The 20,328-nt window shown below is 58.3% G+C and carries 14 protein-coding genes and 7 pseudogenes; 12 read left to right on the top strand and 9 right to left on the bottom strand.

Annotated elements, in window-relative coordinates; genetic code table 11:
* Positions 1-144 precede the first annotated feature (144 nt).
* Positions 145-939: an acetoacetate decarboxylase gene (locus tag AC0L2R_RS32895; protein ID WP_473513903.1), complete on the bottom strand. Its 795-nt coding sequence runs from the start codon at positions 937-939 to the stop codon at positions 145-147.
* 1,232 nt (positions 940-2,171) lie between these two features.
* Between AC0L2R_RS32895 and AC0L2R_RS32890 the strand changes: the two genes are divergently transcribed.
* Positions 2,172-3,038 carry a radical SAM/SPASM domain-containing protein gene (locus AC0L2R_RS32890; protein WP_473513901.1) on the top strand — a complete coding sequence of 289 codons (867 nt, stop codon included), beginning with the start codon at positions 2,172-2,174 and terminating at the stop codon, positions 3,036-3,038.
* Positions 3,039-3,148: 110 nt separating this feature from the next.
* Here the strand turns inward: AC0L2R_RS32890 and AC0L2R_RS32885 are convergent, their stop codons facing one another.
* Positions 3,149-3,406, bottom strand: a complete 258-nt coding sequence (locus AC0L2R_RS32885; RefSeq protein ID WP_473513900.1) for a GDP-mannose 4,6-dehydratase — start codon at positions 3,404-3,406, stop codon at positions 3,149-3,151.
* An 822-nt stretch (positions 3,407-4,228) separates the two neighbouring features.
* Between AC0L2R_RS32885 and AC0L2R_RS32880 the strand changes: the two genes are divergently transcribed.
* The 9 genes and pseudogenes from AC0L2R_RS32880 to AC0L2R_RS32840 all read left to right on the top strand — a co-directional run.
* Positions 4,229-5,533 (top strand): lysine N(6)-hydroxylase/L-ornithine N(5)-oxygenase family protein, encoded by a 1,305-nt coding sequence (locus tag AC0L2R_RS32880; RefSeq protein WP_473513898.1) that lies wholly within the window; start codon positions 4,229-4,231, stop codon positions 5,531-5,533.
* Between the two features lie 549 nt (positions 5,534-6,082).
* Positions 6,083-6,763, top strand: coding sequence for a 4'-phosphopantetheinyl transferase family protein (locus AC0L2R_RS32875; RefSeq protein ID WP_473513896.1), 681 nt, complete (start codon positions 6,083-6,085; stop codon positions 6,761-6,763).
* 1,532 nt (positions 6,764-8,295) lie between these two features.
* A complete protein-coding gene (locus AC0L2R_RS32870) occupies positions 8,296-8,523 on the top strand; it encodes a TlpA disulfide reductase family protein (protein WP_473513894.1) in 228 nt (75 codons plus the stop codon).
* Positions 8,524-8,982: 459 nt separating this feature from the next.
* Positions 8,983-9,391, top strand: a pseudogene (locus AC0L2R_RS32865) (DUF269 domain-containing protein).
* A 24-nt stretch (positions 9,392-9,415) separates the two neighbouring features.
* Positions 9,416-9,619 (top strand): CCE_0567 family metalloprotein, encoded by a 204-nt coding sequence (locus AC0L2R_RS32860; protein ID WP_473513892.1) that lies wholly within the window; start codon positions 9,416-9,418, stop codon positions 9,617-9,619.
* Positions 9,616-9,933, top strand: a complete 318-nt coding sequence (gene fdxB, locus AC0L2R_RS32855) for a ferredoxin III, nif-specific (protein WP_473513890.1) — start codon at positions 9,616-9,618, stop codon at positions 9,931-9,933. The genes AC0L2R_RS32860 and fdxB overlap by 4 nt, the downstream gene beginning before the upstream one ends.
* A gap of 47 nt (positions 9,934-9,980) precedes the next feature.
* Complete coding sequence (locus tag AC0L2R_RS32850) at positions 9,981-10,229, top strand: exopolysaccharide production repressor protein (protein ID WP_473513905.1); 249 nt, start codon at positions 9,981-9,983, stop codon at positions 10,227-10,229.
* Positions 10,230-10,232: 3 nt separating this feature from the next.
* Complete coding sequence (locus AC0L2R_RS32845) at positions 10,233-10,397, top strand: hypothetical protein (protein WP_473513888.1); 165 nt, start codon at positions 10,233-10,235, stop codon at positions 10,395-10,397.
* A gap of 214 nt (positions 10,398-10,611) precedes the next feature.
* A pseudogene (locus AC0L2R_RS32840) lies at positions 10,612-11,313 on the top strand (pyridoxal-phosphate dependent enzyme); the annotation flags it as partial.
* Positions 11,314-12,131: 818 nt separating this feature from the next.
* Here the strand turns inward: AC0L2R_RS32840 and AC0L2R_RS32835 are convergent.
* On the bottom strand, positions 12,132-12,890 hold the full coding sequence (locus AC0L2R_RS32835; protein ID WP_473513886.1) for a class I SAM-dependent methyltransferase: 759 nt from the start codon (positions 12,888-12,890) through the stop codon (positions 12,132-12,134).
* Between the two features lie 488 nt (positions 12,891-13,378).
* On the opposite strand from AC0L2R_RS32835, the pseudogene AC0L2R_RS32830 reads away from it, so the two are divergent.
* Positions 13,379-13,501, top strand: a pseudogene (locus AC0L2R_RS32830) (transposase); the annotation flags it as partial.
* A gap of 227 nt (positions 13,502-13,728) precedes the next feature.
* Here AC0L2R_RS32830 and AC0L2R_RS32825 read toward each other — a convergent pair.
* The 4 genes and pseudogenes from AC0L2R_RS32825 to AC0L2R_RS32810 form a co-directional block, all read right to left on the bottom strand.
* A pseudogene (locus AC0L2R_RS32825) lies at positions 13,729-14,327 on the bottom strand (ATP-binding protein); the annotation flags it as partial.
* Positions 14,327-14,864: pseudogene (locus tag AC0L2R_RS32820) on the bottom strand (Mu transposase domain-containing protein); the annotation flags it as partial. The pseudogenes AC0L2R_RS32825 and AC0L2R_RS32820, both read right to left, overlap by 1 nt.
* A gap of 126 nt (positions 14,865-14,990) precedes the next feature.
* Positions 14,991-15,104 (bottom strand): annotated as a pseudogene (locus AC0L2R_RS32815) (transposase); the annotation flags it as partial.
* 60 nt (positions 15,105-15,164) lie between these two features.
* A complete protein-coding gene (locus AC0L2R_RS32810; RefSeq protein WP_473513884.1) occupies positions 15,165-15,584 on the bottom strand; it encodes an IS110 family transposase in 420 nt (139 codons plus the stop codon).
* Between the two features lie 32 nt (positions 15,585-15,616).
* On the opposite strand from AC0L2R_RS32810, the pseudogene AC0L2R_RS32805 reads away from it, so the two are divergent.
* Positions 15,617-16,233, top strand: a pseudogene (locus AC0L2R_RS32805) (DDE-type integrase/transposase/recombinase); the annotation flags it as partial.
* 489 nt (positions 16,234-16,722) lie between these two features.
* Here the strand turns inward: AC0L2R_RS32805 and ggt are convergent.
* Entirely contained in the window at positions 16,723-18,306 is a 1,584-nt protein-coding gene (ggt, locus tag AC0L2R_RS32800) for a gamma-glutamyltransferase (protein WP_473513882.1), read from the bottom strand.
* Positions 18,307-18,535: 229 nt separating this feature from the next.
* Positions 18,536-19,942, bottom strand: coding sequence for an amidase (locus AC0L2R_RS32795; RefSeq protein WP_473513880.1), 1,407 nt, complete (start codon positions 19,940-19,942; stop codon positions 18,536-18,538).
* Between the last annotated feature and the right edge of the window lie 386 nt (positions 19,943-20,328).

The following is a 20,328-nucleotide window of genomic DNA, read 5'->3' as shown; positions in this document are numbered from 1 at the left end:
GCACGGTGGACTGCTCGGCGTTTGGGTACAGCCGTGTCGCTGAGGGGCGGGCTTTCAGGGAGTTGAATGTGATCTGACGCTGGCGGGACAGCACCCTCTCTGGCCTGCCGGCCATCTCCCCCGCAAGGGGGGAGATCGGCAGCTTCACTGGCGGCTCCAAACTTCTAGGCTTTTTCTTCCTTCCCCATGGCGAGGCTCGGCTTCCGCGAGATAGTCGTGGACGACCTTCCCGAGCGCGAGCGTGAGATCTGCGACGACGTGTACGGCCGAGACTACTTCCAGCACCGGCAGTTCGGCGACGGGGGCAAGCGCATGCGACCAGAGGTTCAGGGCTGCCGGGCCGGTCCAGGCGCCCCTCAGATGGACGTCCTCTAGATGATATTCCACGAGCTCACAGATGCGCGGCGTGCCGTCGACATGCGGGATGATTTTGAGGAGGAAGTTCGGTTCAGCGAGCGAGGCCCTCACGCTCGCGAGGTCGGCGGCTCGGTGCTTGTAGCCCATGGTACCCGTCGCGACGCGGACCGGCCCGTAGTCCAGCGTGCCAACAATGGTATCCGTCTCCGTTCGGAGCGTTGGGCTAGCGAGCTTCTTGGGAAAGCCCCACAACTCGCGTCCGCCCGCTATCGGCGGATGATCGTCGAGAAACATGCAGTGGGTGTAGCTCCCCCTGCGGCCACAGAAGGAGACAGGGATGACCTGTCCGCCTTCCGTGTAGTCGCCGAAGCCCGTCGAGTCCGGCATGCGAATGAACTCGAATTTGACCAGAGGCTCGCACACCTGAAGCGGCTCCGGCACAAGGTCGCGCAGTTTCTGCGGATCGGTGCGATATGTGATGATCAGATACTCCCGGTTGCGGAAGCGATATGGGCCGGCCGGGTAGGCCGGGCTGGTCAGGGGCATGGCGAAAGCTCTCCCACGGACGGTATCTTGGTGCATGTTTGAAATTCCTTTGTGCTGGATCAAGTGGGCTTAGATCGGTCTGCATGATGGCGGCGAGGCTCTCCGAGGTGCTGTCGTACCCTCGTAAAGGGATGCATGGCGTAATCGCGCGTAGCCATTTTGCGCTGGGCAATTGCCTTGGGGCGCGATCATTGGCGATGGTCGCGGACGCGGTTCCATGGCTCCGGTTGTGGTCGAGAGGCAAGATTCGAGGTAAAGTGATTTTGTTCCTCATTTGAAGGCGCTGCTTCCCGTCTACCCTCGTGATAGGAGGAGGTGGAGTGGCGGCCAGCTCCGATTTCTCCTCATGACGGGGTTTGCGGATCGACGCGCATGCGCCATGCCAAATGAGAAATCGTTCGAGGCCCGCAGGACAGACGGGCCTCGGCGAGCCAGTCGAGAGAGAAGGTCTTCGCCTCACGCGGATCAGATACGAATTCCCGAGCACTGCGGTGATGTAGCAGGAAGTCCTGCGACGCCACCAAACCTCTGTCGCGAAACTATGGAGGTGACGCGGTATCCGCCGTTCCAGCGAAACAGCATACGCAGCATCAGGCAGCACGCACTCGACGGCCTTGGCTTCATCGCCGGCTTCAGGAGAAAAGATCAGCTATGAGCCGGCAGGCAATCGCTGCACGCGGCGGTCAGGTCGTGTAGATCTTCCGCGCACACAGCCGGCGCCGACATGATGCTAGATGATGAGCCGACGCCAACATTACCGCAGGGGAGACAGCCAAGTCCGTCCTCAAGCGTCTGACGATGAGTGATGCATGTCCAAAAGCTGACAGCGACAAAAAAACATGTCTGGTCCAAAGCAACCGGCCGTCTTGGGCGAGAGGTTTCTCGAAGCCTACTCATGCAGTTGCTGCGGCTAAGCGCGCTGGCACGGCCTTTGCTGGAGATGCGGCAATATTGAGTGGGGGTGGCCGCATGAGAACGCGCGAGACGATTGATGGTCTGCTACGCCATCTCGGCGGTGCGCCCGCTCAACGGTCACGGCTACACCTTTGGCAATGGCTGACGCGCGACATTGCGGTTGCGCCGCCCTGCCGCGCCGATGCGCCCAAAGTTCGTTGATAGATCGCTCGGCAGATTGAGGAAGCCGGCTGTTGACTACTGCCCAGGCGGAGATGGCTGGGTTCATCGGAACGTCTTGATCGTCGGTGTCATGAAGCCAAAGACACCATGCTGGACGTTATGCATGACCAGACGAGTGGGAGTCATAGCGAATGATTTTACCGGAACTGCGCTCTGCTATCCCAGCCGGCAGAGTTTTGGAGATAACGACGACCACAGGATGCATCGTGGGATGTTCATATTGTCCGCAGGACAAGTTCGCTGACCGGCAAAGAAAAGTATCTGATACGAAGCATCTTAGTCTTGGAGATTTCAAGCGCTGTCTGGCGCGCGTACCAACCTCGGTCGACATTAGTTTTGCCGGGTATTCTGAGCCATGGCTCAATCCGGATTGCACCGAAATGGTCGAGCACGCTTCCGCCAAAGGCCACGGCATCAGGATTTTCACGACGCTTGTGGGAATGAAGGGGCGGGATCTACAACGCTTGCAGGCGCTGCGGTTGGGGGTATTCGTGGTTCATGTTTTTGATGATGGCGCCCACATGAATAGCCGCCTTGTCGGAGACAAGTATCGCGATTTGGTTGGTCAACTCGTCGACGCCGACATCCCATCAATTCGATTCATGGTTTTGGGCGAGGCTCATCCCGATATCGCCGACATTATCCCTGCCGAAGCCCTTGTTCGCGCGCGACCGGTGAGCAGCAGGGGTGGAAGCGTAGATCCTAAGATTGTAGAACCACGGCAGCCAGTCGTCGGAGCGCTGATATGCGTGGACGAACGACAGTATCGGAATGTTCTCCTTCCAAACGGCGAGGTTACTCTCTGCTCCATGGATTTTGAGCGGCGTCACGTACTGGGCAACCTTCTATGCGACGAATACGGCGATCTCTTTAAAAGCCCAGTTTTTTGCGAAATCGTCGATCGCATGAACGGAGCGGATGGTTTTCTGCTCTGTAGGATGTGTGAATTTGCCGATCCAAACGACCGGGTGCTAACTGGGTGCCGGCCGACCGCCTGAGAGAGGCGCGCCGGCGAATGCTGCTTTGGACTGCAAAGGCCCGGCAAAATCATTACGTTTTCGCGTCACGCGAGCGTGATCCCGTACGCGCGGGGGTCGGCCTCGATCATTTACGAGGCGAGCTCATCGAAAGTAGTCGTCGGCTTCCAATCGAGCTTGATGGCCGCCTTGGAGGCATCACCCATCAGCAGGTCAACCTCGATTGGCCCGAAACAACGTTTGTCTATTTGGATCAGCGCCTGGTTATTCCTGCGTTCGCGGCCCAACTCGTCAACACCTTCGCCTTCCCAGAATATCTCCTTCCCGACCCGCCTGGAGGCAGCCTCGACAAAGCTGCGGACCGAATGCGTCTCGCGGGTCGCGAGCACCGTCAGGCTCGTGGTGCTGCAGGATGGGGCACACGGCTTTAGCTGGATTCTGCGTCTCAAAATCCGGATCTCGCCTCCATCTTCCGCAAGACGGGAGAGACCTGTGGGGCCCCGGCTTCCGAAGCCGTCTTTTCAGATTCCCGCCGCGAGAAGTGGCAAGAGCCTTTTTCCCGCGCCACAGTCCATGAACCTGGGTTGCTGGCCGTCCTAAGAGAAAATTCCGATGCGGAGCTGCCCTATTAGCTACCGGCTCCTGGCAAGAGGACGGCGACGCGGCAAATCGGCCACCGGCGCTTCCCCCTTATTGTCGGATACCCGACAGGACCACAAACCCGCTAACCGTTGCTTTCATGAAAGTCTCCTTATGGCACGTTTGATGCTGGGGATCTTCCGAACACATCAGCGGATGCCCTCCTATGAGCAGGCTCAGGGAAAAATGCTGTCGCTGCATTCGAGACCGCGCCCGCGCTGACCGCCAAGTCGGTCAAAGGTCGGCGCATCATGGTGGAGGCGGGCGACTTCGCCCGATTAAAACACCGAATAACGTTGGAAAGCATCTCGCTGACCGAGACGCGATCATCGAAGCGGGCGGAAATACGTCGATCCCGTCCGCGCCCCGCAAGTCGTGGACATGAGTGTCGGTCTCATCACTTGACCGGGATCCATGGGCTTCGTACCCGACCATACGAAAGTGCGATCAAAATCTAGCAAATCCAGCGGCTCCGAGGTCGAGAATGCCCGCATGGACAGTAAGCCCAATGGCCATAGCCGATATTTCCCGCAAACGTCGCCTAACGGGAAGCACATATAGGAGCAAGACAAGTGGAGCTCTCTTGTATTGGAGTGGGTGCTGGGCCGTCTAATTTGAGTCTTGCGTGTCAGATACACGAGCAAATTGGGCAAGGGGCACTGTTCCTGGATCGGCAAGTCGACTTCCGCTGGCACCCAGGCAGCGCATTCGACCCCTTGGAGCTCCAGGTCAGCCACTTCAAGGATCTGGTTACGCTGGTGAATCCGCGATCAGCCTACACTTTCGTAAACTATCTGCACGAGAACGGGCGTCTGTACCACTTCCTGAATGCACAGTTCGAGGCTGTGCTCAGAGCTGAGTTCGAGCAATACCTGAACTGGACCTTCCAAAGGAACCCGCTCGTCCGCGGCGGCGAGACGGTGCGCGAAATCCGCTTTGACGGCGAGTTTCGGGTGCACACCGATAACGCGGTTCTCGGCGCCAGGAGCGTCGTGGTCGGCATTGGCAAGCAGGCGCATATTCCGCCTCAGTTTCAGGGCTGGACTGGACGCAACCTGTTCCACTCATCTGAATTGCTGCACATTTGTCCTGAGGTGCACAAAAAGCATGTCTGCGTGGTCGGCGGGGGACAGTCCGGAGCCGAGGTGCTGTTGCACCTTGTTGGTCTGCCAAAAGAACGGCGGCCTGTCTCGATAACCTGGGTCTCGCAGCGCGAAAACTACCTGCCCATCGACAACAGCCCGTTCACAAACGAGTTGTTCATGCCCTGCTTTTCGGATCGTTTCGCGGCAATGAGCGAGTCGCAGCGCAAGCTGTTCCTGCGGCGCTTCGTGCTTGCTTCGGACGGCATTTCGGAAAGCACGTTGCGTGCGGTCTATCAGGCGCTATACCGCCACGCGTTTCTAGAGCCAAACCGATGCGAAATCACACTGCGGCCGGGCTGCACTGTCTCGCACTGCATCAACGCCGGCGCGGGCCACAGACTCACCCTGCGGCACGGCATGGAGGAGGTCGAAGAAGTCACGGCTGACATCGTCATCCTGGCCACCGGTTACGAGAACGCGGTGCCAGGCTTCTTGGAACCGATGGCGGACCGGCTGGAACAGATCGACAATGAATTGGCCATTGGCGACGATTTTTCGGTGTGCTGGGACGGACCACGTGACAGACGCATCTTCGTACAGAACGCGAGCCTAGGACAGCGTGGGCTGGCTGATCCGAATCTAAGCCTGCTGGCCTGGCGAGCGCGTCGCATCCTCGACAGCCTTCTGGGGCGCGCGCCGCGCGCCAACCCCGAGCATCCCGGTTTCATCAGCCCTACCTCTGTCGAGAGCTGGTCCGACACCATCGCAGAAGAAATGGGCAGCGGGATATGATCGGCCGACTGCGGATCATCGGCGGTGGCATCCAAGGAGCGATGTCGGCCTTCGCCGCAGCGAAAGCCGGAGCCTTCTCCGAAATCATCGCGACTGAACCACCCATTGGACTCAGCGGCGCATCGCATTATTCCGCGGACGTGCATTTCCCCTTCGGTCGTAAAGACGTTAACAGGTCGCTCACTCGAAACTGCGCAGTGGCCTTGGTGGCCATCGCTGGGTCGGCGCTCAGCGGAGGGTTCCGACCCGTAGCGGTGCGTGTCGTGACTGGACCGGGTGAGGTAAGTGATCGGGACCAGTTTCGGGAACCCTGGGATCCGGGTCGGCCTAGGATAAGCAGTCAACCGCCGAATTTCTGCGGACAATGCCCGTTTTTGGAGCATCGGTGGAGCTCATGTCGCGGATATGCCCGCCCTGATCACCCAGCCCGAATGGGACCGCACTAATGGTCAATCCGGCACAAGCGGCGAGGACAAAGGGTGCGTGTTGGCCGCAACGCCACCTGCATGGAGCCGCCCTGCAGCGGATCGCGGTCGAGGAGCGAGGACATTGAATACGCTGCTTCCCCCAAACGTTGCTGTGCAAACCTGTCGAGCAAGAGATCTCAGCCGTGCCCTGGTGATGGCCGAAGAAGAGCGTGCAATCGCCACTGCGATCGAGAGCAGAAGGCGTGAATTCTCGATCGGACGTGCATGTGCCAGAGCGGCAATGTCCAAGCTCGGCTTTCCTCCCTGCGCGATCCCGAGCGGACCTCACCGTGAGCCGCTTTGGCCACCTGGTGTGATTGGCAGCATAACACATTGTGCTGGATTCTATGCTGCCGCCGTCGCTCAGCATGTGGACTACGCTGCGCTTGGAATCGATGCAGAAGTCGACGAGGAGTTGCCATCCGGCGTTTTGGAGCTCATTTCGGTTGACGAGGAACGGTATTGGCTGGCCAACGCACCCGGGCGCCTCAATTGGGATCGGTTGCTCTTCAGTGCTAAGGAGAGCACCTTCAAGGCATGGTTTCCGCTCACACGTGAATGGCTGGGCTTCGAAGACGCCGTGGTCACCATCATTCCCGACGATGGCACATTTCGTGCTCGCCTCCCCCACACATTCCTGCCGGCCGAGGATCATGCGTGGGAGCTTCGCGGTCGGTTCGTCATCGCCAATGGACTGATCCTCACTGCAGTCTTCGTTACGGCGCCGCGATCAGAAAGGGGCATCATCTTCGGCCGGGTTTGATTCGTCCGCGGCAGCGCTCGGGTCTTGCCCTGAGCCGTCATCTGCGAATGCTGAGAAGCAATTGCGTAACCATCCGGTGAACGCTTCGCCGGAGGCATACGATATCGCGAACTCACTTCCCGAGATCTTGTCGCGACGCCGGGAGTAGATGTTGAACATCAGCATCGCGCGATTTGAGGCCTGGACTGGGTCGTCTTCCGACGAATTCAGCGGGCGCCCGACCTCCTGCTGGCGACCAAGAAGGCGGTCATGAAGACTACCCCCGGCCGCTTCCTCCTGACCGCTCCGCCACCGTGCTCACCTTGCCAGGGTCGCCGACAGGCTGGTGGGCACATGGAAACCTTTCCGATGCTCCGCTGGCCGCACTGAAATAGTGGGCAGGGCTCCGGCTTAGCTGGAGCGTCTTTTCGTGGGAGAACCTCAACAGGAGAAGGAGGCGAGGTCGGCGCTGATCTCGTCCAACTCGCACTGTTCGGTGGCTTCCGTGAGCGATTAGCCGCCAGAGCGAACGGCGACAGGATTCACGCGTTCCCTCCGACCTGCTGAACAGGTCGCTTGCACGAAGAGGCGCCTGATCGACACCCGCTGACTGTTGCAGAACGTTTTGTCAGGACGAGACGGGTCAGATGAAAGTGGTTTCGTGAAGCGTCGACGACTGGGGCAAGAGCGGCTTTGGAACGTCGGCCTCTGTGGCCCGTTTTCCGGTAGAGCCTGATCCCCGGGTCGTGGTCGGCCTCCCTGTGTCCGAGACCCGTTGCCGGTTCAGGGAACGCGATGTCAGTGAGCGACGCTATGCGAGCGCTGCTACGTGCGCGAAGGAGTCACGGATATCTATGCCCGGGCGAGGAATGCTTGCTTTGCTCGGCTGAGGCTTGAACTGGAGGCTCGATAAGTCGGCAGACCGAACAAGATCCTCAGCGGACCCGGCTGGACCGTCTACGCGGCATTCTGGGACACCTCGTCTAGCGAAACACCATATGCAGTGACCCGGCGGCAGCTCGCAATGAACGCGCTGGGCTCATTGACCCGGCTCTAGACTAGGAGAGGAGATCAGCCATGAGCCGGCAGGCAGTCGCTGCACGCCGGAGCAAGTTTGGCGACCGCCCGCGCACTCGAGAGGTGCTGCTGGACAAGCCGATGCCAATCTCACCGTAGGCAAAGGCGGCCAAGCTCTTCGCTGTCCTAAGCGACTGACGAATGAGTGATACGTGTCAAAAACTCGACAGCGGCACAAAACATGTCAGGTTCAAGACAACCGGCCGTGTTGGTGCCCGTGGACCTTTTTCCAAGACTAAGCACACACTTACGGCGCGCTAAGCGCGCTGGCATGGCCTTTGCTGGTTGACATGCGGCAATACTAGTGAGGACTGACCGCATGCGAACGCGCAAGAGGAACGATGGTCTGCCTAACCGGTGTGTTCCGTTTCTGAGAGAAGAGCCAACTCGCGCATAACTCCAGAAAAAGGTGTGGGGAACAGAGCTTTGGAGAACAACATGGTGTTGCGTATGGAGTCCCCGATTCCTCCGACCAAGTGGACGACTGGCTGCGTGGCGAGCCCCTCGCCAACTTTCAGCCCGGCAAGGTGTACCTTGTTGCATTTTGGGCGACTTGGTGCGGACTCTGTGTGGCTGCCATGCCGCATTTGGTGGAACTGAAAGAGAAGTATGAAGACATCGGATTTGAGGTCGTCGGAGTCGCAGCTACCCCATTGCTCCAAGCCCTGGCCAACTACACGGGTGAGAACGCCTGCTACGCGTAGCTTTGCGTGGTTCCGCAAAAACAAGGCTCCTGAACATCAAAGCGCAATCGCCTGATGTGCAAAGATCGCAAAGGGATCACTAGTGGAATGGACCCTGGTCAGTTCGCCAGCTTTCTGCGGCGTGCCCGCTGTAAGTATGTCCATCCAGCACAGGGTGGATCGTTCGCTGCAGGTCAAGGCTCGTGTCTAAATGACCTTCAACCGGATCGCCGCGGGCGCGATGTTCGACGCGAATTTGGCCCGTCGTGGAAGATGTCACAGTCCAGGACTTGTTCAAGGTCGGCCAAAAGGACGGCATTTACGTGGAAACGGCCCGGCGAAGCCGGACGTCGGCTGCGCAAGTGGGCCCGAAGTCGCCGTACCCGAATCCAGAAATCGCCTTTCGATGAGCAATGAAATTGAGGAAAACGAAATGTCTCACGCAGCGCTTGGCCATGCTTTCAACCAGACCAAGCGGCCCTGGCCACCCCGTTCGTTGAATGTCTTGTGCGGCAGGTTCGTGCTCACGAGTCCTCCGGGTCGCGAAGGCAAATCGGATCCCGAGCTGCTGGCCTACTTCATCAACACCAAGGAACTGAGCCGGAGTATCCGATCGTTGGCGATCCGGATCCGGACGCGCTGTGGAGGCTCGGCAGGGTTTACATCGCAGCGGGGCTCGCGATCGGGGAGCGGTCCGGCGTGGTGGCATCGCCAACAACAGAGATGAAACAAATGGGGCCACGGACGCGTGCTTTTTACGGTCGGCAGTTGGTCGTCTTGTCGAGACGTCCACCGGTTCGGCTCCGAGACAATCGGGAAACTCGCGGATGCCGGTACGAAACTGGTCGACGATGCGACTGCAGCTATAGCCGACGTGGCGCGGACGTGAAGAAACCGATTTCGAGGGAAGATCATGTCAAACCTGGATGAGATGGTGAAGAAAGTCCGAAACCTTCAGCTGCGCGCGGCAATCGCTAAAACGAACTTGCGCGACCTTGCGGAGGGTCTTCCAGTCAAATGGACTGAGATAGAGGAGGTCGCAGAGAAAACGCACGCCGTCTATGCCGAGTTGGATGGTGCCAGGAGAGAGCTTGCCAATATGAAGACTTTAGGATGAGGAGCACATTCATCAGCCGCGACGGCTCCATATGGGTGCCGGAATATCTGACCGCTATAGATGGCAAGATCTGTATCGGCTGCGGCCGCTGTTTCAAGGTCTGCTCGCGCGAGGTCATGCATCTTTACGGCGTCGATGACGCGGGTGAAATCCTCGGCGCCGGCGACGGCGGTGACGACGACTTCGATGGTGAGCTCAATCGCATGATCATGCTCGTTGACCATGCCGGCCGATGCATTGGTTGCGGAGCCTGCGGGCGCGTCTGCCCTAAGAACTGCCAGACCCATGTCGCGGCCGACCAGGTCGGTGCATGAGCAGTTTGATTTGACGAGACAAAACCAGGAGAACGGAGTTGCCCTTCATGATCTTTTGTCGGCTCTTAGGGCTGGTCCTCTGCGGCAACGCTATGATTGTTTACTTAGCTTCGCATTCGATCCCTCTAGCAGTCGTCGCGACGCTGGCCTGCTCGCTGCTGCTCCAGGTGGTTTATTTCGGCAGCGTGCTCTTTCTGCTCTGGCGGTCCAGCTGTGCTTGTCGAGCAGGTGAAAGGGCGGAGCATTTCGGTAGGGCAGGGAGGTTGGATAGCAGCCAACAGATCTTCATGAGGTGACCAATGAACGATGTGCCTCTGCTATTCGGATGGGCGGTATTTATCGCCGCTCCGTTGTGGCGAATTGAGAAATTCGAACTTAGATTCAGGCCACTTCGGATCAACCTGGATATCGAGCTGACCATTCAAGAATTGGTACGCTTGAAGCGGGCAGAGGCGCATCCTTGACCGTCCAAAGGCGGGAGGCGATCGTTCGAGTTGCCTAGGCATATTGGCGACGTCGCAGCACGCCGGCATGCGGGTTGCTTCGTCTCGATCGAACGAGACGCTGGCAAGATGATGAGGCTCTTCTGCACCGCCTCAGATGCCGCTGGCTTGAACCAAACACGCTCATGACTGAGCCGGAGCTAGGTTCAGCTTAATCACCTTTAGTGGAGAAAACATGCTGGAAAGGTTCGAACGCTATCCGCTCACCTTTGGACCAACGCCAATCGAGAAGCTCGACCGCCTCGGCAAGCATCTGGGAGGCAAGGTGGAAATCTACGCCAAACGCGACGACTGCAACTCCGGTCTCGCATTCGGCGGAAACAAGCTGCGCAAGCTCGAATACATCATCCCCGATGCGATCGCGTCAGATGCCGATACGCTCGTCACCGTCGGCGGCGTGCAGTCCAACCATACCCGGATGGTCGCAGCGGACGCCGCCAAGATCGGCATGAAATGTCTCCTGGTTCAGGAGAGCTGGGTTCCACATGAGGATGTCGTCTACGACCGGGTCGGCAACATTCTTTTGAGCCGCATCTTGGGAGCTGAGGTGCGCCTGGTCGACGAGGGCTTTGACATCGGCATCCGCCATAGTTGGGAAAAAGCGCTTTATGAGGTCAAGGCGAGGGGCGGCAGACCCTATGCGATACCAGCCGGGGCGTCTTACCCGAACGGCGGCCTCGGCTATGTTGGGTTCGCCGATGAGGTGCGCGCCCAGGAGAAACAGCTTGGGTTTGACTTCGACTACATTGTCGTTTGCACTGTCACGGGTTCAACGCACGCCAGCATGATCGTCGGGTTCGCCGAGGACGGTCGACACCGCACCGTGATCGGTATCGATGCCTCTACCACTCCCGCAAAGACCAAGGCTCAGGTGCTTGGCAAGCTGTGCCACCATTCGCCTCAAACTGTTCAAGATCGGCGCCCTGGTCAGCGTCTCGGTGCGCCGCGTCAAGCTGGCCATGAACTCGGCCTGCCTCTTCCAGCGCGAGTGAGCCCTGACCTACGCTCGATTATCGGCAGTCGCCGCCTGAGCGCCCCGATCCACCCCTCCCGTCAACAACAACGACAGCACCCCAACCACCACAACCGCTCCGCGCGGCGCACAGCCCTTGTCCGCAACTCATCCCCCCACAAAATTGCCGCCGACTGATCTATGCCGCAAGACAGTGTGAGGTATCCGGGCTAGATCGGCGGTCAGCTCATAGTGCGTTCTTGTAGCTATGGCGCGGCCGGATGGGCCAGGCTCGGTTTGCTGAACCTCGGACGCGGTTCAGCCTGACATGGGCAGAATTGCGCCGAGCTGTTCCGACGGCACCTGTCTCGAAACAGCCGTGCAGCTCTTGTCGCTGATGCCCCACTGATCGGCCACTCGATCGGGACCTTGCGTTGCGTGTGGCGGCGCCAAGGGGTGGCTGCAGGAGCAGCGCGACCGCCAATGGCATGCTCGGCCGTGAATACTGTGCAGATCGTGCCCGATCTCAAATCTTCCCCGAGGCCAAGTGATTTTTCCGTTAAGGAAGGGACAGCAAAGCCTTGCACACCGAAAGCGCAAACGCATCGCCCTAACCTGTTAAATAGAGAAGCGATCCTCGCCTTTAATCGCACGAAAGCGCGGGCCACCGATTTCCGGTCCGGAACATGACCTCTGATATTCTTCAAGCGACCCGCAGATTCGCAATCGCGCTGATCGCCCATTTACTTGTACGCGACGACGACGAGGCGCGGGCCATAAGATGTAAACTCTTCGCCTTCCTGCCCATAGGCTTTAACAGAATCGAACCCCGCGCTTCGCAACATGCGAATGCATTCGGAAAACCCATATTGTCTGATAGAAAGACGCATGCGTCTCACGCAACCTCCGCGGACGACGATCCTGTCACAGTTTCGACGATCGGTCAGCGCGTCGTTGTTGATTATATCGATTCTTAGATCATTGTCGCGCTGCACGATCTCGTAGGTTGGCGACTGCTCACGGAGCAAAGAGAAGCGATTGATCTGATCGATTAGCAGACGCCCGCCCTTTCGAAGTGAAGCAGCGGCTTCATGAAGGACTCTCTCATTATCAGCTTCATCGAAATAGCCAAACGTCGTGTACCACAGAAAGGCCGCGTCAAACCGATCTCGCCAGGGGAGTGAGCGCATATCCCCACACGTATATTCAACATCTATCCGGCGTTCAGCCGCATCCGCTTCGGCTTTTTTCAGCAAGATCGGCGAGATATCCAATCCGGTTACCCGCGCTCCTTTTTCCGCCAACCGGTTGCTAATTCGCCCATAACCGCATCCGAGTTCAAGAACTGAGCTGCCATTTTCAAGTGAAAGAAGCTTCCAAACTGCTTCTACTTCCCGATCACTTCTCTCTGGCGGATTGATTAAATCGGCGAAATACAAGTAATCTTCACTGAAGTACGACTCCAGTTCAGATATGACCTGCGAAGACTCTTGATAGTTCATAATGATTCTCCCAATTTCAGTTGACACAATAAGAGTGAATTATTTTAGAATGTGCATTCTGGAATATAACTCAACGAGATAAAAGTAAAATGTTTGTTATTGTTTTTTACATTTGTTAAATAGTTTGTCGCACATGCGGAAGCGTTTAACATTCCTTGTGGTTTTCGGCTTTCGTGGCGATCGTCTATGCAAGAAACAGCAGGTTTTCGGTTTGTTTTCTTGCGATTTCAGACTTCGATTTTGTTGGGGGCCGCAGGACGATTCACTGCGGATGTCGCGACAATCGGAGCCGACAGATGTCGCGGACTGAGCTGGGCGAGACAGGAAAGCAGGATCCATTCCGGTCCGCCTTAATCGGATCATCGATCATCGACCTGAAGCGTGAACTAGATGCCGTAATGGGCCGCGTGTTCCGATTCCTGAAAACTGGATCGTTCGAAAGTGGAGTTTTCCGGTAACAATCCCATGGCTGGGAGGAGCGGAAGACCATGAAGGGATCGAAGTTCTCGGATGCGCAGAAGGCGTTCATTCTGAAGCAGGGATCGGACGGAATCCCCGTCGCGGAGATCTGTCGTCGGGCGGGGATCAGCCAGGCGACGTACTCCAACTGGAATGGTCCGCCCCGATCTGCAAGTGCATTTGAGGTGTTGAACCGCGTGGTCTGCATCAATCTATCCGGCCTGTTCGTGGAGCCTCTTTGTCGCTCCTGGCCATGATGGATCCGCGCATCCCCCTCCCAGCTAAATAAACCCGGCCTGCTGTCAAGCGAAGTGAGGATTTGACCCCTGGGAGAACTGGAGATTTGACCCCCTCTCATTGTTTTGCGGTTTCCTTGAATCTCGAGCGTCGTTCCGGCCTTCTGCAATAGGCCGGGACGACGCTTTTCGCGAAGCCGGTAGCTGTCGCCACGGATGGTGATCACTGTCGGATGATCAGCAGTTTCGGCCGCAACAGGGTCGTCAGCTGCTTTTCGAGTGAACCGTCGCCATGGGCCTTGGGCCAGCATCGCCACGAGCGTGGCCGCCGTGACGAACTGAACGCTATGGTTCTGCCGGATCGCCTCATGTCCGAGAGCCACCGCCAGATGTGTCTTGCCCCTACCCGGAGGTCCAAGGAACAGGACCGTGTCGCCATGGGCAATACAGCGGCAGGTCGCCAGCTCCCGGATCTGGCGCTGATCCAGCGACGGCTGCGCGTCGAAGTCAAAGCCGTCCAATTCGCGCACAAACGGGAACTGCGCGATCTTGCCTGTCATGGAGATCCGCCGCTCGTCGCACCGCGCGATCTCTCGCGCGTCACCAAGAAGGCCAAAGCTTCGCGCAAGGTCATCTCCGAACGCGCCGCTTCGTCCAGCAGCGTGTCGAACTGGTCCCGGATCGCGGTCAGCTTCAGCCGGTCGAGCTGAGCCACCAACATCTCGTGATCGACCGCCGTCATCACCAGCCGCCTCCCACCAGTGCCTCATATTCGGCTAGCGGCCGCAGCAGAGCGGAAGGCGCAACGATCTCCGCCGGCGCCGATCGTACCGGCCCAGCAGCGCCGACCACGCCGGCAAGATACGCGCGCTCGACGATCCGTTGGCGACGCCCCCGGCACAAGGCATGATCCGCCACCACCTCGCCCGCATGACGCACGATAACGCGGCCGCCCAGCACCACGACCTGGACGCTCTCCCCGATCAGCCGCCAGGGAACCGAGTAACTGTTCGTGTCCAGGTCGATTGCGCCAGTCCGCCTGGACCTTGCGCACGAGGTCCCGCAGCTGCCCGAACGGCGCCGTCCGCCGAGAGGGCGAAGCGCCACAGGCTCTTCGGCAAGCGCTCCGCAGGAGCCACGCCGGTCGTGCCATGCACACGCTGATCGGCAATCCGCGCGTCCACCGGTCCAGATGCGCCTCGAACGCCGCCCAGTTCTCGAACCGGCGGCCTGGGTGCGCGCCTTCAGCTGGGTCACCCACAATCCGATGGCGGTCGCCGGATTCTTGAAGAACCTCAGCATGCATCGGGAGCCGTGAATCAGAAGCGTTCGGATGTAGGAGTTGCCGCGCTTGCTGATGCCGAGCAGTGTAGATCGGCCGCCCGTCGAATACTGTCGAGACGAGGCCGAGCCAAGCTGCGAAGTCGCGCCCAGATTTGAACATGCGGCCATCGCCGATCGCAGCAACGATCGCCGTCGCGGTGATCGTACCGATCCCGGGTACGCGAGGCGTCCGCATGCATCATCGCGCTCGGCAACGTCACAAAGCTCAGCCTCGAGTCCTGCTCCACTTGGTCGTTTATCGCCAACCATTGTTGCTGAGCAGCGTCAGCAGGCGCTTCATTCCTGGCATGAAACGGCCTTCTCTGTCCGTTAGAATCTCCGGAAGCTTTCGAGCCAAGACGGCCGGACCTGGTGGAACAGTGATACCGCGGTCCTGCAGGAATGACCGGATCTGGTTGATCACTCCCGTTCTGCGACTGATGAGGCCGCTCCTGATCCGGTGGATCGCTTGAAGATCGAGCTGCTCCGACGTCTTCACAGGTACGAATCTCATTGTTGGCCGCTGGACAGCTTCTGCGATTGCCTCGGCGTCGAAATAGTCGTTCTTGTACCGTTCAGGTATGGCCGCACGAACTTTGCCGACATCAGGCGCCGCATCGTGACCAAGTGCAACCAGATCGCGGACGAGATGATGGCTTCCGCACGACGCTTCCATGCCTTCGAGCGGAATTCATTCGTGACATGTAGCGAAGCAACTGGCTTCGATTGAAGCGCTCTCGCGCGCGGATTTACAGGGATTTGGGCCTGCAGCTCAGGGATAAGACGCCGAAGCGGCGTGTGAAGGCGAAGCGCGGGAAGGCCGGGAGGAAGCCGCCGGCCCAAATGACGTCTGGGCGATGGACTTCGTCCACGATCAGCTCGCCACCGATACGTGTCCTGACGGTCCTCGACACGTTCTCACGCTACGTGCCGGTGCTCGACCCGCGCTTCAGCTATGGGGCGGAGGATGTGGTCAGGCTGGAACAGGTCTGTCCGAAGATCGGCTATCCGAAGACGAACCGCGTCGACCAGGGCTCGGAGTTCGTCTCCCGCGACCTCGACCTATGGGGCCTACGCGAAGGGCGTGACGCTCGACTTCAAAAGACAGCGATAGCCCACCCGACAACGCCTAAGTCGAAGCTTGCAACGGCCGCTTCAGGGCGGAGTGCCTGAATGCCCATTATTGGTCCTGACCCTTGCCGACGCCGCTGAAAAGCTGGCGGATTGGCGCAGATACGACACGAGCTGCGCCCGCACGATGCGATCGGGCACAAGTCCCGATCTCGTTGCTCAATCACGATGTGGCCGCCAGCTCGCCATCGTGAAAAGGCCCGGAAACTCCACCTTCCGGCAGTCCAAAGAATGGTATCGGAGCATTACCGCGGAAAAACCCCACTTTCGAACGATCCAGTTTTTTCAGGGATCGGAGAACATAGGCGGTGATCTGCGGGGGGGAACGATGCGCTTATAGCTGACGGTCGCGGTGTTCATGCCATCCGTCTATGCCGCAAATCCCTGAACGCGAGTTAAGTTGATAACGCCGGTCTCGCTCTCTTCAGACTTCAGCGTCAAACTCTTTTTGCGCATGACGGCAAGCTGGGCAGCCCTGGCAACGAGGCTCACTTCGGCGTCGCCTTACAAGGCAAGCCTGGCGCCGACGAGACCGCCGATCGCTCCCGCGCCAAACACGCAGATCCGCATCAGCCAAGCCTTCGTTGCAGTGCAGAACAGTCCATCAGCATCTCATCCACCTCGCGCGACCAGGCGCCAACTGTCGGCAGGACGGGGCTGGTGACATGTGTTGGGTCGGCGACCTAATAGCCAAGGGCGCAACCATCCATGCGAGCATCCGAACCTCCGATAAGCACCCCTTCGGACCAGTCGATGTTTATCATTTGTCCGCCGCCGAGCGGCTGGGTTGCCAGGACCACCCGATGGCCGAGTTTTTTTAGCCCCTCAACTGTATCTAGCGGAACACTACGCTCGACCTGAGTGTCACCCTGCGAATAGAAGACGCGAGGCTGGTCGATCGATTCCTGCGGGTCGAGTTCGAAATCGACGATACCGGTCAGTACGTGCGTATGCCCAAATGGTTGATAGTCGCCCCCCATGACCCCATAAGAAAGAAATGGCCGACCATCCTTCAAGGCTAGTCCCGGCATAATGGTCTGGAGTGGGCGCTTGCCCGCTCCTATCCCATTGGGGTGAGCGGGATCGAGCGAAAAGCCCATGCCGCGATTTTGAAGCGTGACGCCATAGGTCGGCGAGACTCGGGTTGAGCCAAAGCCCCAATAGACCGAATTGATGAAGCTGACGCAATTGCGATCGCGATCGACGACTGTCAAGTAAACAGTGTCCGATTTGCGCATGAGCGGCGGAGGCAGATGGTCTGACACACGATCGCGACGGAGTTCATTGCGAAGGCGTTCGGCATAGTCTTTGGACAGGATTTCATTTACCGGATAAGCGGCGTGCTGGGTGTCGCAGATGAAAGCATCACGATCACGGTAGGCCAGCCTGCCGGCTTCGATTTCGAGATGGAGGCGCTCAGCGCCAAAAGGCTCGAGCGCCGCGAGGTCAAAACCCTCGAGGATATTGAGCATCTGGAGCGCGGTGATGCCCTGGTTATTGGGTGGGATCTGGCACACCTCTATGCCACGGTAATCCGTGCGCACTGGTTCGACATATTCTCCTGCGGCGGTCTCGAAATCTTCAATAGTGTGATGACCACCTAGGCTGCGCAGATAACTTACGATATCCTGCGCCACAGGCCCTCTGTAGAATCCACTTCTCCCTTTGGCGGCGATCAGGCTGAGCGCGTCCGCCAGTCCGGGGTTGCGAAATATCTCGCCGGCACGAACGGCACGGCCACGCGGAAGGAAAACGCGTGTCGCATTGAGGTCACGCCGCAACCGCGATTCATCCTCAGCCCAATCCCGCGCCACCCGCGGGTGAACCGGAAATCCATCCCGCGCAAAAGCAATTGCGGGAGCAAGGAGCTCGCCGATCTCCTTGCGTCCGTGATCAGCCACGAGCCGAGTCCACGCGTCGATAGCGCCGGGGATGGTGACAGTATGCGGGCTCGAATCTTCAAGTTGGGATTGGCCAACAGCAAGTCCGCTGGCCGGAAGCCGGGAAGGTGCTCGCCCAGATCCATTGTAGGCAACAATCTGATCGGTCCCATTCTTGGCCATGATGACAAAGCAGTCGCCGCCGATTCCGGTTTGCTGTGGTTCCACGACTGCAAGTACCGCAGCTGCAGCAACTGCCGCGTCGATTGCCGCGCCTCCACTCTGCAACACCTCAATGGCTACTCGCACCGCATGTGGGTTGTGGGTGGCCGCCATTCCGTTCACGGCCATTGCCGGAGAGCGGCCAGGTAGTTGAAAGTCGCGCATAATGTTCTCCGTTGGCAACGCGCCGGGTGCAAACGGAGGACTTCACGCCGCGGCACCATTCCATCTATCCGCTTGCCAGTTATGTCTGGTGGGGCGCAGTCTTGAGGCTCCACGCCGGCCAATCTAGCGCGACCCTAGGATGGAGAATGCCGCGCGTGAGGCCGCCGAGCCAAGCTGGTGACCGATCATCCAGTCTAATCCAACAGCTTCCTTTTTTAGTCAAAATTGTTCACAGTTTTGGCCTTCGACCTGTCCATGGCTGCAGCCGCTCGAATGCGGCAGATGCCTGCAAGACCCCTAAATCGTCAAAGCGTTTGCCTACGATTTGCATACCGACGGGTAGGCCGGCGGGTGTAAATCCACAGGGCACACTCGCTGCGGGATTCCAAGACATGTTGAACTGATAGGTAAACTCCACCCAATTCAGCTCTTGCCGCCACGGATTTTCGGGCGGTCGACCTGGCACCAATCGCTCAACTGGGAACGCGGCAACCGACGCGCAAGGCGTGATCAGGAAATCCCAATCCTCAAACCAGCGATGGATCGCGGCAACAAATTTCATTTTTTTCTGTCGCATCTCGAAATAGCGCGAAACTGGGATCGCCTCCGACTCTTTGATGCAAGCGACAAGACCCGGGTCCATTTCCGCCTCCCATTCGGGAAGGTAACATGCAAGGTCGGCCAAAATCTCTGGCCACACGTAGTGAAACAACTCCGGTCCATCTTTCGCCCAAGGGATGGGAACTTCTTCGACGATTGCACCAAGTTCAGTAAAGCGTTTAGCGGCCGCCCTGACGAGATCAGCGACATCCGCATCGACTCGGGCGACGTCTAGATCGGGACTGTAAGCTATTCGCTTGCCTCTAATCCCCTCATGCAAACGGCCCAAGTAACCAACCGGCCACGCCTCAAGAGACGTATAATCGCGTGCATGTGGTCCTGCCATCACTTCAAGCATTAATGCTGCATCGGCCACTGTGCGGGTTATAGGTCCGACATGGGACATCTGACCGTCCGGCACAGGATAATTTGGCACTCGCCCGAAACTTGGTTTGTGACCAAAGACACCGCAGAAATGAGCGGGCAATCGGATAGAGCCGCCTCCGTCGCTTCCTTGGTGAAGAGGTCCAAGTCCTGCCGCGGCTGCGACGCCAGCCCCGGACGAAGATGCGCCGGCGTTATAGCCAAGCTTCCAGGGGTTGTTTGTAATACCCGTCAGTGGGCTTCGCGAGACACCGGTCCAGCCAAATTCGGATACGGTCGTCTTGCCGAGAAAGATCGCGCCTTCGTCCCGCAGACGCGAAACGAGTGGAGCATCTTCCGTCGGCTGATGGCCCGCAAAGATCTTGCTCCCGTGTTGTGTCGGCATATCCTTGGTGATTTGCAAGTCTTTTATCGTGACAGGCACGCCATGCAAACGACCGATACGATCGCCGTTCATGAGGGCCGTTTCCGCCTTTTTGGCAGCATCCAATGCTCGGTCGGCGTCAAGATAAACGAATGCGTTCAGCTTGGTATTTAGTTTCTCGGTACGCTCCAAGAGTCCGCGGACATACTCAACCGGCGACATTTCTTTTGCTCGGATAAGTTCGCTTATCTCCACGGCTGTTATATATCCAATGGTCTCGGAATCCATACTTCTAGTCCCTCTCCCTTTGGCGTGACTCAAGTTCAACCGCCAAGATCTGATTTGTAGCTATGGCAATGGAAAACATCTCACTTGCGCGCTTGAAGCTGCCGATCATCCCATTTACACGTCTGAAATTTTCCAGATTTTCGTCGTTCGCCTCGCCAACTCCCGCTCTGCGCAACGGCCTGAGTGAAACCATTCGGATGCAACGCTGCCAGCAAAATTAAATGCGCCGACCAACGAGGCGGATCAAATAGACTGTTGCAATAACGGTTATAGGTCTACTGAATGGACAGTGCTGCGAGGTGCTTTCGTGGCGTTATCAACTTAACTCGCGTTCAGTTTGCGGCATAGACCGATGGCATGAACACCGCGACCGTCAGCTACAAGCG

This window comes from Mesorhizobium sp. WSM4820 (genome assembly GCF_055811075.1).
This window is presented reverse-complemented; position numbering and strand designations above follow the sequence as displayed.

Coding starts and splice junctions, on each gene's coding strand:
- AC0L2R_RS32895 (WP_473513903.1), bottom strand. CDS start 939: ATGCACCAAGATACCGTCCGTGGGAGAGCTTTCGCCATGCCCCTGACC.
- AC0L2R_RS32890 (WP_473513901.1), top strand. CDS start 2,172: ATGATTTTACCGGAACTGCGCTCTGCTATCCCAGCCGGCAGAGTTTTG.
- AC0L2R_RS32860 (WP_473513892.1), top strand. CDS start 9,416: ATGTCAAACCTGGATGAGATGGTGAAGAAAGTCCGAAACCTTCAGCTG.
- fdxB (WP_473513890.1), top strand. CDS start 9,616: ATGAGGAGCACATTCATCAGCCGCGACGGCTCCATATGGGTGCCGGAA.
- AC0L2R_RS32850 (WP_473513905.1), top strand. CDS start 9,981: ATGATCTTTTGTCGGCTCTTAGGGCTGGTCCTCTGCGGCAACGCTATG.
- AC0L2R_RS32845 (WP_473513888.1), top strand. CDS start 10,233: ATGAACGATGTGCCTCTGCTATTCGGATGGGCGGTATTTATCGCCGCT.
- AC0L2R_RS32835 (WP_473513886.1), bottom strand. CDS start 12,890: ATGAACTATCAAGAGTCTTCGCAGGTCATATCTGAACTGGAGTCGTAC.
- AC0L2R_RS32810 (WP_473513884.1), bottom strand. CDS start 15,584: ATGGAAGCGTCGTGCGGAAGCCATCATCTCGTCCGCGATCTGGTTGCA.
- ggt (WP_473513882.1), bottom strand. CDS start 18,306: ATGCGCGACTTTCAACTACCTGGCCGCTCTCCGGCAATGGCCGTGAAC.
- AC0L2R_RS32795 (WP_473513880.1), bottom strand. CDS start 19,942: ATGGATTCCGAGACCATTGGATATATAACAGCCGTGGAGATAAGCGAA.